The 14,604-nt window shown below is 70.9% G+C and carries 11 protein-coding genes; 8 read left to right on the top strand and 3 right to left on the bottom strand.

What is annotated here, in order from left to right:
• Nucleotides 1-67 precede the first annotated feature (67 nt).
• From Q9S71_RS14575 to ligD, 8 genes are all read left to right on the top strand, one after another.
• Nucleotides 68-1,336 (top strand): ATP-binding protein, encoded by a 1,269-nt coding sequence (locus tag Q9S71_RS14575; RefSeq protein ID WP_311863186.1) that lies wholly within the window; start codon nucleotides 68-70, stop codon nucleotides 1,334-1,336.
• The gene (locus Q9S71_RS14570; protein WP_311863185.1) at nucleotides 1,329-2,003 is read left to right on the top strand and encodes a LuxR C-terminal-related transcriptional regulator; all 675 of its coding nucleotides are present in this window, start codon (nucleotides 1,329-1,331) and stop codon (nucleotides 2,001-2,003) included. The genes Q9S71_RS14575 and Q9S71_RS14570 overlap by 8 nt, the downstream gene beginning before the upstream one ends.
• Nucleotides 2,000-3,547 carry a glycosyltransferase family 2 protein gene (locus Q9S71_RS14565; RefSeq protein WP_311863182.1) on the top strand — a complete coding sequence of 516 codons (1,548 nt, stop codon included), beginning with the start codon at nucleotides 2,000-2,002 and terminating at the stop codon, nucleotides 3,545-3,547. The genes Q9S71_RS14570 and Q9S71_RS14565 overlap by 4 nt, the downstream gene beginning before the upstream one ends.
• 77 nt (nucleotides 3,548-3,624) lie before the next feature.
• Entirely contained in the window at nucleotides 3,625-4,728 is a 1,104-nt protein-coding gene (locus Q9S71_RS14560; protein ID WP_064002396.1) for an aromatic acid exporter family protein, read from the top strand.
• A gap of 51 nt (nucleotides 4,729-4,779) precedes the next feature.
• The gene (locus tag Q9S71_RS14555) at nucleotides 4,780-7,227 is read left to right on the top strand and encodes an ATP-dependent helicase (protein ID WP_311863179.1); all 2,448 of its coding nucleotides are present in this window, start codon (nucleotides 4,780-4,782) and stop codon (nucleotides 7,225-7,227) included.
• A 170-nt stretch (nucleotides 7,228-7,397) separates the two neighbouring features.
• Entirely contained in the window at nucleotides 7,398-8,762 is a 1,365-nt protein-coding gene (locus tag Q9S71_RS14550; RefSeq protein ID WP_311863317.1) for a sunset domain-containing protein, read from the top strand.
• 68 nt (nucleotides 8,763-8,830) lie between these two features.
• Nucleotides 8,831-9,916, top strand: coding sequence for an SseB family protein (locus Q9S71_RS14545; RefSeq protein WP_311863177.1), 1,086 nt, complete (start codon nucleotides 8,831-8,833; stop codon nucleotides 9,914-9,916).
• 45 nt (nucleotides 9,917-9,961) lie between these two features.
• Nucleotides 9,962-10,975, top strand: a complete 1,014-nt coding sequence (ligD, locus tag Q9S71_RS14540) for a non-homologous end-joining DNA ligase (RefSeq protein ID WP_311863175.1) — start codon at nucleotides 9,962-9,964, stop codon at nucleotides 10,973-10,975.
• Nucleotides 10,976-10,978: 3 nt separating this feature from the next.
• Here ligD and Q9S71_RS14535 read toward each other — a convergent pair whose 3' ends face one another.
• From Q9S71_RS14535 to Q9S71_RS14525, 3 genes are read right to left on the bottom strand one after another with little or no spacing between them, the layout of a single operon-like run.
• Nucleotides 10,979-12,175: an AI-2E family transporter gene (locus Q9S71_RS14535; protein ID WP_311863173.1), complete on the bottom strand. Its 1,197-nt coding sequence runs from the start codon at nucleotides 12,173-12,175 to the stop codon at nucleotides 10,979-10,981.
• 44 nt (nucleotides 12,176-12,219) lie between these two features.
• Entirely contained in the window at nucleotides 12,220-13,260 is a 1,041-nt protein-coding gene (locus Q9S71_RS14530) for an ATP-dependent DNA ligase (RefSeq protein ID WP_311863171.1), read from the bottom strand.
• Nucleotides 13,261-13,314: 54 nt separating this feature from the next.
• Nucleotides 13,315-14,541, bottom strand: coding sequence for an acyl-CoA dehydrogenase family protein (locus tag Q9S71_RS14525; protein ID WP_311863169.1), 1,227 nt, complete (start codon nucleotides 14,539-14,541; stop codon nucleotides 13,315-13,317).
• Nucleotides 14,542-14,604 lie beyond the last annotated feature (63 nt).

The following is a 14,604-nucleotide window of genomic DNA, read 5'->3' as shown; positions in this document are numbered from 1 at the left end:
CCTGATCCGTCCCTGATCATCCTTCCGGGCGATGGTCGTCCCGGGTGGGAGATGGTGTGATGTGGACATGTCCTCCCCCTCGACCGTGTCGGATGCCGCGGTGCGCCCGGTGCGCCCGGCCCGCCCCGCGCGGCGGCCCCACCGCATCCCGCTCGCCCGCCCGCGGGTGATGGCGGTGTCCGGGGTCGCGGCGGGACTCGCGGACCATCTCGGGGTCTCCGCCCTGCGGGTGCGGGTCCTGTTCGTCCTGGCCGGCCTGTGCGGCGTCGGGTTGCTCTTCTACGCCTGGTGCTGGGCGCTGATGCCGATGCGCGCCGGCGACACGACGCCCACACGCCGCGTTCCCGTCGCCTGGGTGTTGCTGACGGGGGCGGGCGCTGCGCTCGCGGGCCTCCTGCTCTCCGCGGCGGACGGGCGGTCGCTCTGGGTCTGGTTTCGGACGGGGGAGCTGACGGGGTACAGCTTCAGGTTCTGGTCGACGCTGCCCTGGGTCTGGACGGTCACCGTCCTCGCGACCTCCGCCGGTGTCTGGGCGGGCGCCGTTGATCGGGATGACCCCGCCCGCGGCCCCCGTCACGCGGCGATCGTCCGCACTCTCTCTGCCTTCGCGCTCGCCGTCGTCGTGATGATCGTCGTCCCGACGGCGGAGCAGCGGGGCGGGCGTGCGGTGCTCGGTGACCTTGTCGTTCCCGTCGCGGGTGCGGTGGCTATCGCTGCATCCGCTCTGCTCCAGGCCTGGCGGCGCCTCGTCGACGACAGGATCGGGCGGGTGCGCGACGAGCAGCGTGCGGCGATGGCGGCCCACCTGCACGACTCGGTCCTGCAGACTCTGGCGCTCATCCAGAATCGATCCGAGGCCTCGAGCGAGGTGTCCCGCATCGCCCGTGCACAGGAGCGGGAGTTGCGCGCCTGGCTGTACGACGGCGACTCGCCGGCCGACAGCGATCTGCCCACCGACCTGCGCGACTACGCCGGGGCGCTCGAGCTCGACTTCCCCGTGCGCATCGACGTCGTCTCGACGGGCAGCTCCGCCGAGCGAGCCAGTGGCGAACTCGCGGCCGCGGCGCGCGAGGCCATGCTCAACGCGGCGCGTCATGCGGGCGGTGACGTCTCGGTGTACATCGAGGGCGCGGCATCCGCCGTCGACGTGTTCATCCGGGACCGCGGTGACGGGTTCGACCCGGCAGCGGTGCCGGCGGACCGCTGGGGGGTCCGCGAGTCGATCATCGGACGGATGCGGCGGGTCGGCGGCTCCGCCGTCATCCGATCGGTCCCCGAGGTGACCGGCACCGAGGTCAGACTCAGCATGCCGACGTCAGGGGCACGGCGTGACTGAGTCGGGCGTCGCACCGCTGCGAGTGGTCATCGTCGATGACCACTCCATCTTCCGCTCCGGTCTCCGGGCCGATCTCGACGCGTCGGTGCACGTCGTCGGCGAGGCCGCCGACGTCGAGAGCGCTGTGGCGGTCATCGCCGCGGAGGGCCCCGACGTCGTCCTGCTGGACGTGCACCTGCCGGGAGGGGACGGCGCCGCGGCCTCCTTGGGCGGCGAGGCCGTCATCCTCGGGTCGGCCGGCACTCCGGCGCGCTTCCTCGCGCTGAGCGTGTCGGATGCCGCGGCCGATGTCGTGCGCGTGATCCGAGCCGGCGCCCGCGGGTACATCACCAAGGGGTCGTCCGGTGCCGACGTCAGCCGGGCGGTGCGCGCGGTCGCCGACGGGGATGCGGTGTTCTCCCCGCGCCTCGCGGGTTTCGTGCTCGACGCCTTCGGTGCGGCGGCGGGCGAAACGGCCGCCGTCGACGACGAACTGGATCGGCTCTCGGGGCGCGAGCAGGAGGTGATGCGGCTGATCGCGCGCGGCTACTCCTACAAGGAGGTCGCGCAGGAGCTCTACATCTCGGTCAAGACCGTGGAGACCCACGTCTCGTCGGTGCTGCGGAAGCTGCAACTGTCGTCGCGACACGAGTTGACCGTGTGGGCATCCGAACGGCGCCTTCTGTGAGCGGCTGGACGGCGCGCGCTTCGACCCTGGTCGTCGGTGCCGTGTGGGTCGCCCTCGCCGTGCCGCTGGTGATGTGGGCGGCCGCGCAGAACTCGCCTCTCGCGATCGCGTTCGCCGCGGCGAGCGCGCTCACGTGGATCTCCGGCGGGCGGGCCGTCGCGCTGTGGCTGCGGGCGTCGTCTCCGCAGCGTGTCCCGCATCCCGCCCCCGGCGCGCGGCCCGACCGCATCGCCCTGCTCGTCTGCGTCTGCGACGATCTGGATGCGGCGGCGGTGGTCCGCAGCTCGCGACAGGACCTGCCGGTCGACGTCGTGCTCCTCGATGACTCGCGCGAGCCGGAAGTCATGGCGCGGGTCGATGCCCTCGCGGCCGCGCACGGATGGACCGCCATCCGGCGCCCGGAGCGGACCGGTTTCAAGGCCGGCAACCTCAACGCCGGGATCGCCCGGCTGCGTGGACGGTATGACGCGTATCTGATTTGCGACAGCGACGTCGTCCTGGGCAGCGGCGTGGCGCGGGTGTGCAGCGCGGTCCTGGCCGACCCGGGGGTCGCGGTGGCCCAGGCTGCACCGGCGGCATCCCCCGGCCGCAGTCGCTTCGCGCGCTACTTCGGTCCCCTCCTCGCGACCCACCTCGGCGTCACCCGACGTGGCCGGGGTGCGCACGGAGTGACGGCGTTCCTCGGGCGCGGCGCGCTCGTCCGGGCTGCGGCCGTCGAGGACGTCGGCGGCTTCCCCGAGGCCGTCGCGGAGGACCTCGCCATGACCGTCCGGCTGCGTCGCCGGGGCTGGCGGATCGTCGACGCCGACGTCGGCTTCTCCGAGGACTACCCGATCGACTACGCGGCGTTCCGGGTGCAGTTGCGCAAGACCGCCGAGGGAGCGGTGGAGTTCCTGCGGCATCCCGGGCGGATGCGTGGAATGCGGCTACGCGAGGGCCTCGATCTGGCGCTCGAGACTGCGCTCGTCCCCGTGACGGCGCTCGCGGGGGCTGCGACGCTCATCACCGGGGCGGCGCTGGCGGGCCTCGGCGCGCCGCCGCCGGTCTGGGGCATGATCGTCTCCGCCGTCGCGGCAGCGGCTCCGCTCCTCCCCGAAGCCGTCCGCCGGGCGCGGTCCCAGCGCCCGGCCGCCGGTGTCGCCTTCGCGCTGACCGCCGGCCTGCTGTACGCGTCCACGACGTTCGTGGTCCTCGCCGCCGTGATCCGGACGGCCCTCGGTCGACGCGCGACCTTCTGGGTGACCCCGAAGCGACGTTCCCGACCGGGGGCGATCACGGCGGTCGCGCTCCTCCGCGACGAGATCGTGCTCGTACCGCTCCTGGTCGTGACCGCCGTCCTCGTGTCGGGTTCGGTTGCCGCGGCGGCGGGCCCCATCGTGCCGGCCACCCTCGCCGCGCTGTTCGCCTGGGGGATGCTTCGCCTCCCCACCCCTTCGGACGTCCACGCCCCGCCGACTCGGCGTCGGCGGACCTTGAGCGCGCGACGGGGGGCGACGGGCGTCGCCGCTGTCTCGCCCGGACTGCCGCGCGCACTCACGCGCTGATCGCGGACGGCTACGACGCCGCCGCCGTGGACGCAAGGGGGCCGCGGGGGTGGCGCGTGCGCGGCTACGGTTCCGGCATGGCCCCCTCGCTTCCTCGACGCACCGCGGCGCAGGTCGCGCTCGGCGTGCGTCGGGCCGGAGGCGACGTGTTCACGCCGCGACGACTGATCCTCGCGCTCAAGACCGCGGTCGCGGCCGCGGTGGCGTGGTTCTTCGCGCCCCTCGTCCCGTTCGCCGACGCGGACTACTCCTACTACGCCCCCCTCGGTGTGCTCGTCAGCATGTACCCGACCGTGGCGGACTCCGCCCGCGCGGGCGTCCAGTCGCTCGTCGGCCTGGCCTGCGGCATCGCGGTCGGGTTCGGAGGCCTCGCGATCGTCGCCTCGGGCGCTCCGGGGATCGTCGCCGTCGGTGCGGTGGTGCTGGTCGGCGTGGCGGTCGGCGGCATCCGTGCCCTCGGTGTCGGCCGGGACTGGGTGGCTCTGGCCGGGCTCTTCGTCCTCCTGCTCAGCAAGAACGATCCCGACGGCTTCTCGTCCTCGTACCTCGCCACGATGGCCTTCGGGGTGCTCGTGGGGGTCGTCGCGAACTACGTGCTCGTGCCGCCGCTGTACCTGCAGTCGGCGCGCGACCGGTTGTCCGAGCTGCGCGCCGCCGTCGCCACCGCGCTCGACCGTGCGGCGGACTCCGTGGCCCAGGGCCGGCCCGACGCCGGGGTGCTGCGCGAGGACGGCGAGGCGCTCGCCGAGCTGTCGATCGCGGTGTCCGCCGACGTCGACGAGGCGTCCCGGTCCGAGCGCGCCAACATCCGCGCCCGCGGTGTCGGCGGTGTGCACGACGAGAACGCGCAGCGGTGGTGGGGTCTCGAGCGCGCGACGTATCTCGCCCGCGACCTGCTTGACGTCCTGGCGCAGCACGAACGGCTCGACGAGCGGCACGGCGATCCGCAGGCGCTCGCCACGGCGATGAGGTCCGTCGCGGACCTGCTCGCGACGCCGCCGGGAGACGCCGAGACGGGGGCGCGGACGGATGCCGCGTGGCGCGACATCGACGCCTACGGCGCGTCGCTGCCCGCCCCCGACGAGGCCACCGACACGCACGACCAACCGGGGCTCTGGCTGGCGGCGACGCTGGGACGGATGACCGACATCTCGAGACGGGTCTCGGACGCCCTGCCCTGACCGCGGCCGGGCGGGATCGATGTCGGTGGGCGAACGTAGACTCGTGGGGACATGAGCGACTCCATCAAGCCCGTGATCGTCGGCGCCGGAGCGTCCCGCCCCGCCGGCGATTCCCGCCCCGACGAGGACCTGCTGGCAGGGCTCAACCCGCCGCAGCGCGAGGCCGTCATCCACCGCGGTCCGGCGCTGCTGATCATCGCCGGCGCCGGCTCGGGTAAGACGAGCGTCCTGACGCGGCGCATCGCGTCGCTGCTGCGCACGCGCGAGGCGTACCCCAGCCAGATCCTCGCCATCACCTTCACGAACAAGGCCGCGGGCGAGATGCGCGAGCGCGTCCGGCAGCTCGTCGGCGAGAGCGCCCAGGGCATGTGGATCTCGACGTTCCACTCCGCCTGCGTGCGCATCCTGCGCCGCGAGGCCGACCAGTTCGGCTTCACGAAGAGCTTCACCATCTACGACTCGGGCGACTCCCGCGCCCTCATCAAGCGCCTCGTGAAAGAGCACGAGGGCGACTCGTTCGGATTCACCCCCGCGGCCGTCCAGGGCCGCATCTCCAAGCTCAAGAACGAGTTGGCGGATGCCGAGTCCTACGCGCGCCAGGCGAACATGAGCGACCCCGCCGAGCGCGTCTTCGTCGACATCTTCGCCGACTACCAGCGGTCGCTGCAGAAGGCGAACGCCTTCGACTTCGACGACCTGATTGCGCAGACCGTCTACCTGTTCCGCGCGTTCCCGCACGTCGCCGACGTCTACCGCAAGAGGTTCCGGCACATCCTCGTCGACGAGTACCAGGACACCAACCACGCCCAGTACGCGCTCATCCACGAGCTGACCCGCCCCGTGGTCGGCAAAGCCGGTGACGCCTTCTCCAGCGGCGGCATGATGATCTTCGAGCCCGACGAGGCCCCTGAGGTCGAGGGAGCGTCGCTCACCGTCGTCGGTGACTCCGACCAGTCGATCTACGCCTTCCGCGGGGCGGACATCCGCAACATCAGCGAGTTCGAGCGCGACTTCCCCGGCGCGAAGGTCGTGCTCCTCGAGCAGAACTACCGCTCGACGCAGAACATCCTGTCGGCCGCCAACGCCGTCATCGGCCACAACTTCGACCGCAAGGACAAGAAGCTGTGGACCGACGTCGGCGACGGCGACCCGATCATCGGCTTCACCGGCTACTCGCAGCACGACGAGGCGCAGTTCGTGGCCGACGAGATCGAAGCGCTGCACCGCAAGGGCGTCGATTACGCGCAGATGGCGGTGTTCTACCGCACCAACTCGCAGTCCCGTGCGCTCGAGGAGATCTTCATTCGCTCGGCCGTCCCGTACAAGATCATGGGCGGCACGAAGTTCTACGAGCGCGCCGAGATCAAGGACGCGCTGGCCTACCTCGTCTCGGTCGCGAACCCCGCCGACGAGATGGCGGTGCGCCGCATCCTCAACAAGCCCCGCCGCGGCATCGGCGACGTCACCGAGACCGCGATCGCCCGCTATGCGGCATCCGAGGGGATCACTTTCCGCGACGCGCTCGCGAACTCCTCCGCACTCGGCGTCGGCGCGAAGGTGCAGAAGGCGATCGCCGACCTCGACGCGGTCCTCGCCGAGGCATCCGAAATCATGCTGCCGAGCTCGGGCGAGATCGCGCCGTCGACGTCGGTGACCGAGGGGCTCCACGTCCTGCTGAACAGGTCCGGCTACTACGACGCCCTGCGCATGTCGAAGGACCCGCAGGACGAGGCCCGCGTCGAGAACCTCGACGAGCTCGTCGCGGTCACGCGCGAGTTCGCCCGCAACAACCCCGACGGCACGCTGCTCGACTTCCTCACCGAGGTGACGCTGGTGTCGGATGCCGACGACCTCGACGACGCCAGTGGTTCGGTCTCGCTCATGACGATGCACACCGCGAAGGGCCTCGAGTTCGACGCCGTGTTCGTCACCGGTGTCGAGGAGGACCTCATCCCGCACCGCATCTCGGCGGGGGAGCCCGGCGGACCGCAGGAGGAGCGGCGTTTGTTCTACGTCGCCCTCACCCGCGCCCGCAAGCGTCTGCACCTCTCGTTGGCGATGACCCGCGCGCAGTTCGGCGAGGTGTCTGCGGCGATGCCGAGCCGCTTCCTGCAGGAGATCCCGCACGAGCTCATCGACTGGCGGCAGTCGCCGGGCGACGTGAACTCGCGCGGCGGGACGCAGTCACGGGCGCTCAACGGGCGATCGGGCGGATCCCGCTTCGGCGGCTCGAACCGCTACGGCGACGACCTCGTGCCGCTGCCGCCCCGTGAGAAGTCCGACGCGCTCGCGAAGTTCGCCAATCGCATCCCGGCGAAGATCCGCGACAACGGCGACATGGAGCTGGCGGCAGGCGACCGCATCCGTCACGACGATTTCGGCGAGGGCAAGGTCGACATGGTCACCGGCGAAGGCGCGAAGCGCGTCGCGCACGTGCGCTTCGACACCGCGGGTCCGAAGAAGCTGCTGATCAAGGTCGCGCCCATCACCAAGCTGTGACCACCGCGACTCTCCGCATGTGCAACACTGAGCCCAGCGGTTCGCTGGGAATCCGCTGATAGCACGCGGCGGGGGTCGCGAGACTGGGGAAGCGCATGGGCGCGTCATGGCGTCGTCGGTCGGTCGCGTATGCGGCCGGAGTGGCACTGGTGGCAGGATCCGTGGGAGCGATGCCCCAAGCGGCGTCGGCCGACGAGACGGCGTCACTCGGTGCGATCTCGGGCAGCGTGAGCGGCGACCGGATCGCTGTCGGAGACGGCGTCGCGAGCGCGTGGCTGCTCGACGGCGAGGGGTCCTTCTACGTCTACTCGGCGCCCATCGCACGTGACGGCACCTACCTGATCGCGGGCCTTCCCGCCGGCGAGTATCGAGTGGGCTTCAACGAGCTGGGGTACGACGACGGCGACGGGATCACCAGCTTCACCGAGTGGTGGGACGACGCCGCTTCTCTGGATCTCTCGGCACCGATCGTGGTCGACGGTGCGACGATCGACGGCATCAGCGCGAACGTCGATACGCTCGCGGGCGCGGCGAGCGATCCGGTCATCTCCGGAAGCCCGGTCGTCGGCAAGAAGCTCTCCGCGTCTCGCGGGGTCTGGCCGTCGGACGTCGAACTCGGCTACGCCTGGTACGCGGGCGACACCCTGCTTGCGAACGGGACGGCGTCGACGATCACCGTCGGTCCCGAGGCGCTCGGTGCTCGCGTGTCGGTCGACGTCTATGCGGCTCTCGCCGAGACGGGCTACCCCGCTGACGATGCCCTGCAGTTCAAGCGCAGCGCCGAGACGTCCGCGGTCACCGCAGGAGCGCTGCAGTCCGCGACACCCTCGATCAGCGGGACGGCCAAGGTCGGGGGGACACTCACTGCGAAGACGGGGACGTGGACCAAGGGCACCACGCTCGGTTACCAGTGGTACGCGTCCGGCAAGGCGATCAAGGGCGCCACGAAGTCGACCTACAAACTCCCGGCATCCCTCGTCGGCAAGAAGGTGACCGTCAAGGTCACCGGCAAGAAGGCGGGATACGTCACCGCCGCCAAAACGGCGAAGGCGACGCCCAAGGTAAGTCAGTCCGCCACTCCCACCATCAAGGGGACGGCGAAGGTCGGGCAGAAGCTGACGGCGAACCCCGGAAAGTGGGGCTCCGGGATGAAGCTCACCTATCAGTGGTACGCGAACGGCAAGGCGATCGCGAAGGCGAAGGGGAAGACCCTGACCCTGACGTCCGGCGTGAAGGGCAAGAAGATCACCGTCAAGGTCACGGGAAAGAAGTCCGGGTACGCGACGGTGACCACCACCTCCAAGGCGACCGCGGCAGTCAAAGCGAAGACCGTCGCGAGTGCGGTCGCCAAGCCCGTCAGCAAGACGTCCTGCCCGAAGAGTCATCCCATCAAGGGCAACCAGACCACTCGGCATACGACGGACTGGATCTACCACGTGCCGGGCGGCCAGTTCTACAAGGCGACTCACCCCGAGCAGTGCTTCGCGACCGAGGCCGCAGCCAGGAAGGCCGGCTACCGCGCGTCGAAGCGATGACGACCGGCCGGACCCCGGAGAGCTGAACTCCGGCGTCCGGCCACCCGCATCCCGCGTACCCTGAAGCAATGGCCCTGTTCTCCCGCCGCCCGAAGAAGGACTCTGACCCGAAGGGCGAGGTCCCCGTCGACGCGCAGGCCGACGTCGACGAGGTCCAGCAGGACGTCAACGCCGCCGTCGCGGCCGAACAGGCCGATGACACGGATGCCGAGCCGGTGCCCCACGTGCCGATCTCGGTCTCGACCTACGGCAAGCCCGTCCCGCGCCCGGCCCCCGAGCCGGAGCGTCTGCCGAAGACCCCCGAGACCGCGCCCGCCCCGAGCGAGAGCCGTCCCGGGATGCCCGACAACACCCTGCTCAGCACGGTGCTGCAGGAAGTCCCCGAAGAGGTCGACAACGCCGCGATCCTCGCCGTCATGCGCCAGGCGCTGCAGGGCACCCTGTACCTGCGCATCCTCGGCGACGCCCGCGCTCAGGCCGCTGCCGGTGAGCCGCTGCGTCTCGCGATCTCGATCGTGAACGACAAGAAGTTCCTGCTCGCCTACACGGGAGCGGCCGCGCTGCAGGCGGGGCTCGGCGACGAGGCGCAGAGCACGTCGATCCTGGCCCAGCCGTCGCAGCGTGTCCTCCGCAACGTCATCGACGCCGGGTACGACGGCATCGTCTTCGACCACGCCGGCCCCGGCCGCCGCATCGTCCTGCCGACGGGCCTCATCCAGCGCAGCCTCGACCAGGCCGACCCCGAATTCACGATCAAGAACCTCCTCGCCGGCCCGCGTACCGACGAGACCGCCCGCGCCGTCGTCGACGCGCTCGTCGCGCGCGGCGCCTGGATCGCGGCAGGCCCGCGAGCCGACGGCCAGGGGATGGGCGTCGCCGAGGCCCGCTCGGCCGAGGGCGGCCGCTACCTACAGGTCTTCTCGCACCCGCTCGAGGTGCTGACCCTGCGTCGCGAGGATCAGCCCATGCCGCTCACGGCCGCCCAGTTGGGCGCCGCGCTCAAGAGCGAATCGGGGCTCGACGGATTCCTCATCGACCCCGCCGGCCCGTGGATCCGGATCGAGCGCGCCGAGCTGGACGCGCTCATCACGATCGCCGACGCGGCGGAAGCCGTCGACGCCGCTGCCGACACCGACGACGACGACAAGGCCTGAGCAAGCCCCTGTCCCGACCCCGAGTCCACCCCTAGGGTGGGGCGCATGGCGTCGGAGCGGATCACCCTGCAGTTGCCCGGAGGTAGGGAGCTCTCGCTCTCGAGCCCCAACCGGGTCGTCTTCCCCGAGGTGGGGATCACGAAGCACGAACTCGCCGAGTACCTCCTCGCCGTCGAGGTCCCGTTCCTGCGCGCGAACGGGCACCGCCCGGTATCGCTCGAGAGGTTCCCCGACACGGTCGACGGCGACAGCTTCTTCTCGAAGAACCCGCCGAAGGGGACTCCGGACTACGTCGACCAGGTGATGTGCACCTACAACAGCGGACGCCGGCACCCGCAGGTGGTGCTCGGCGAGATCGCCGCGGCCGTCTGGGCCGTGCAGATGAACACCGTCGTCTTCCACCCGTGGGCCTCCCTCGCGTCCGACACCGACAACCCGGTCGAACTTCGCATCGACCTCGACCCGCAACCCGGGACGGACTTCGCGGATGCCGCCGCCGTCGCGCCCGTGCTGCGCGAGGTGCTGCGCGAGGCCGGGCTCGAGCCCTGGCTGAAGACGAGCGGCAATCGCGGCATCCACGTCTTCTGTCCCATCGAGCCGACGCACGAGTTCCTCGACGTCCGCCACGCCGTGATCGCCGCGGGTCGCGAGCTGGAACGGCGGATGCCGGACCGGGTCACGACGAACTGGTGGAAAGAGGAGCGCGGCGAGCGCATCTTCGTCGACTTCAACCAGGCCAACCGCGACCGCACGATGGCCGGCGCCTACAGTCCGCGCGCGCTGCCGGGCGCGACGGTCGCGACCCCGATCACCTGGGACGAGCTCGCCGACGGCGTCGACCCGACCGCGTTCACCGTGCGGACCGTGCCCGAGCGGCTGGCGGACGCCGGGGACCCCTGGGACCGATTGCAGGACTCGCCCGGACGCATCGACACGCTGCTCGAGTGGTGGCAGCGCGATCTCGAGGCGGGCCTGGGCGAGCTGCCGTTCCCTCCGGAGTTCCCCAAGATGCCGGGCGAGCCGCCGCGGGTGCAGCCGTCGCGCGCGAAGAAGGACTGACGCTCAGTCAGCGGAGCGCGGCGTGCCGGCCGTGACCGTGTCGACCTTCTCCTCGATGGGTTGTTTGCGTCGTGCCCACCGGGCGGGCGTGTTCGGCCCGTCCCACACCTGGACGATGCCCCACACGGCCGCCGTGAGCGGCACGGCGAGGATCGCGCCGACGATGCCGCCGAGCACGGTGCCGATCGTCAGGGCGATGAGCACCGCGAAGGCGTGCAGCTTCATCGACCGTCCCATGAGCACCGGCTGCAGGAAATTACCTTCGAGCTGGTTGACCAGGACGACGATGCCGACCACGATAAGCGCGATCACCCAGCCGTGCGTCACGAGGGCGACGAGAGCGGCGAGGATGCCGGCGACCGTGGCTCCGACGATGGGGATGAACGCGAGCAGGAAGACGAGGACGCCCAGCGGGATTGCGAGCGGGATCTGCAGGATGAGCAGACCGATCGTGATGCCGATCGCGTCGACGGCGGCGACCGAGGCCGTGCCGCGGAGGTAGGCGCCGAAGGTCTGCACCGTCTTGTGCCCGACCCGCACCGCACGGTCGTAGTCCGACCCGCGGAAGGGGCGGATCAGGAACTCCCACAGCTTCGGCCCGTCCTTCAGGAAGAAGAACAGTGTCACGATCATGAGGACGAGCCCGGTCAGGAAGTTGGCGACCGCGCTCACTCCGGCGAGCGCGCCCGACCCGAACTGGGCGCTCGTGAGGAAGTCGGTGGCGTTGCCGACCCACTCGTCGATCTGTTTCTGGTCGATGTCGAACGGCAGCGACTCGGCCCAGGCGAGCACGCTCTGGAATCCGTCCTGCGCCTTCTTCGACAGGTCGTCGAACTGATCGCGGACGGCGTTGACGACCAGCCAGCCGATCCCACCGAGCACGACGACGAACGCGAGCAGCGTGAGAATCGTCGCGAAGACGGACGGGATGCCGCGGCGACGCAGCCAGGCCATGAGAGGCGCCGCCGCCGAGGCGACGATGAGGGCGAGGAGCACCGGGATGACGACGACGGTGAGCTGCAGCATCCCCAGGATGAGCGCAGTCGCGATCACGCCGACGATGATCACCTGCAGCGAGCGGGTCGCGAGCGTGCCGAAGCCGTCGGACCACATGCTGCCCGGCTTGCCGGCGGACGTCACCAGCAGCGGCCTGTTCTCGTCGGGTCGCACCGTGCGGGAGGAGGAGAAGAACAGGCCCATGCCGAGACCCTATCGACCCGCCTCCGTTCGTGCGGACCCTTGACTCAGTCGAGCACGTCCGCCAGGTCGTACGCCGAGACGGTTTCGAGCTGATCGAACGTGCACGACCGGGCGTCGCGATCGGGTCGCCAGCGCTGGAACTGCACGGTGTGTCGGAAGCGGTCGCCCTCGAGCTGGTCGTAGGCCACTTCGAGCACCCTTTCGGGGCGCAGCCGCACGAAGGAGGTGTCCTTGGATGCCGCGAAGCGCGACCGGTCGGACTGCCCGGTGACCGCGTCGCCGTCCTCGTCGCGCACGACGAGCGGCGCGAGTTCATCAATGAGCTCGAGTCGGCGCGCGTTGCTCCAGGCCGCGACGCCGCCCACCTGGTGCAGGTGCCCGTCGTCGTCGTAGAGGCCGACGAGGAGTGATCCGACGCCGGAGCCGCTCTTATGGATGCGGTAGCCCACCGCGACGACGTCGGCCGTGCGGGCGTGCTTGATCTTGAACATCGTGCGTTTGCCCGGCGCGTAGGGGAGGGCGAGCGGTTTTGCGACGACGCCGTCGAGTCCGGCGCCTTCGAACTCCGCGAGCCACCGCTCGGCGACGGTCGGGTCGCCCGTCGTGCGGGTGAGGTGGATCGGATGCGGCACCTCGCTCAGCAGGTCCTCGAGCTGCGCCCGCCGCTCGGCGAACGGCTCGTCGCGCAGGTCACGGTCGCCGCGGGCGAGCAGGTCGAACGCGACGAACATGGCCGGGGTGGTCTCGCTCAGCATCGCGACCCGCGAGGCGGCGGGGTGGATGCGCTGCGACAGCTGCTCCCACTGCAGCCGCTGCGCGCCCGGCTCGCCGTCGGCGACGACGATCTCGCCGTCGAGCAGGCACGGCTCGGGCACGAGACGGGAGATCGCGTCGACGAGCTCGGGGAAGTAGCGGGTGAGCGGCTTCGAGCCGCGCGACCCGATCTCGACCTCGGACCCGTCCCAGCCGATGAGGGCGCGGAAGCCGTCCCATTTCGGTTCGTAGAGCAGGCCGCCGGCCGTCTTGCCCGGATCGGGGATGCCGGGGACGGACTTCGCGAGCATCGGCGCGGGGATCTCGTACATGCGGCCCATCCTGCCCGCCCGGCCGCCGTGCCGGAACGGGGTTGCGGCGACGGGTCAGGCGAACGCGCTCACGCCGGTGATGTCGCGACCGAGCAGCAGTGCCTGCACCGACTCGGTGCCCTCGTACGTGTGGATCGCCTCGATGTCGGCCATGTGCTGCATGACCCCGTTCTCGAGCAGGATGCCGTTGCCGCCCAGCAGGTCGCGTGCCGTCGCGGCGACCCGCCGTGCGGCACGCGTGTTGTGGAACTTCGCGAGCGACGCCTGTGTGGGGCGCAGTCCGCCTGCGGTTTCGAGGTCGGCGAGGCGTCGGCAGTAGAGCTGCATCGCGGTGAGGTCCTCGAGCATGTGCGCGAGACGCTCCTGCACCATCTGGAACCGCGCGAGGGGCTTGCCGAACTGCACCCGCTGCTGCGCGTACTGCAGCGCGGTCTCGTAGCAGGCGGTCGCGTGGCCGAGCGCCGACCACGCCACGCCGGACCGCGTCGCGTACAGCACGGTCGAGGCATCCTTGAACGTCCTCGTGCCGGGGAGGACGGCGTCTGCGGGCACGCGCACGTCGTCGAACGCGATGTGAGCCTGATGGATGCCGCGCAGCGACGCCTTGCCCGCGATGACGGTGCCGGTGTAGCCGGGCCGGTCCTGCTCCACGAGGAAGCAGCGCACATTGCCGTGGTGCTCGTCGCCCTCGGCGTCGACCCGCGCCCACACGAAGGTGATGCCGCCCGAGGCGCCGTTGCCGATCCACTTCTTCGCGCCGCGGATGACCCACTCGTCGCCGTCGCGGCGGGCGACGGTCTCGAGCGACACCGAGTCGGAGCCGTGGTCGGGTTCGGTCAGGGCGAAGGCGGCGGGCACCTCGAAGCGGGCGATGGGAGTCAGCCAGCGCTCCTGCTGCTCGTCGCTGCCGAAGAGGGCGAGGGTGCGCAGCGCCAGCCCGCCCTGGACGGCGAGGACCGTGCCGAGGGATCCGTCGCCGCGCGAGATCTCCATGTTGACGAGCCCCGCGGCGAGGGGCGAGAGCCGGGTGAGCCGCGGGTGGTCGATCCCGTCGTTCAGCAGGTCGAGCTCGCCGAAGCGCCGGGCGATGTCGAGCGGGTACTCGGCGGTGTCCCACGCGTCGCGCATCCGGTCGCCGACCTCGTCGACGAAGGCCCGCGTCCGCTGCCACACGTCCCGGTCGGCGGCCGTGATGTCGGCGAAGACGGCGTAGTAGTCGGTGTCGAGGGGGCCGAGCACGTCGTAACGGCCCGAGGCGCCGCCGGGCAGGGGAGTGGTCATCGCGCCAGGATACGCCGGGTTGGCATTCAGTTCCACCGAGAGTGGAACGGCGTATCAGGCTCT

This window comes from Microbacterium gawkjiense, assembly GCF_031932225.1.
Classification (GTDB): Bacteria; Actinomycetota; Actinomycetes; order Actinomycetales; family Microbacteriaceae; genus Microbacterium; species Microbacterium gawkjiense.
This window is presented reverse-complemented; position numbering and strand designations above follow the sequence as displayed.

Bases quoted from the DNA above. Each gene is read 5' to 3' on its own strand.
- Q9S71_RS14555 (WP_311863179.1), top strand. From the start codon at position 4,780: ATGAGCGACTCCATCAAGCCCGTGATCGTCGGCGCCGGAGCGTCCCGC.
- Q9S71_RS14550 (WP_311863317.1), top strand. From the start codon at position 7,398: ATGCCCCAAGCGGCGTCGGCCGACGAGACGGCGTCACTCGGTGCGATC.
- Q9S71_RS14525 (WP_311863169.1), bottom strand. From the start codon at position 14,541: ATGACCACTCCCCTGCCCGGCGGCGCCTCGGGCCGTTACGACGTGCTC.
- Q9S71_RS14530 (WP_311863171.1), bottom strand. From the start codon at position 13,260: ATGTACGAGATCCCCGCGCCGATGCTCGCGAAGTCCGTCCCCGGCATC.
- Q9S71_RS14560 (WP_064002396.1), top strand. From the start codon at position 3,625: ATGGCCCCCTCGCTTCCTCGACGCACCGCGGCGCAGGTCGCGCTCGGC.
- ligD (WP_311863175.1), top strand. From the start codon at position 9,962: ATGGCGTCGGAGCGGATCACCCTGCAGTTGCCCGGAGGTAGGGAGCTC.
- Q9S71_RS14575 (WP_311863186.1), top strand. From the start codon at position 68: ATGTCCTCCCCCTCGACCGTGTCGGATGCCGCGGTGCGCCCGGTGCGC.
- Q9S71_RS14535 (WP_311863173.1), bottom strand. From the start codon at position 12,175: ATGGGCCTGTTCTTCTCCTCCTCCCGCACGGTGCGACCCGACGAGAAC.
- Q9S71_RS14545 (WP_311863177.1), top strand. From the start codon at position 8,831: ATGGCCCTGTTCTCCCGCCGCCCGAAGAAGGACTCTGACCCGAAGGGC.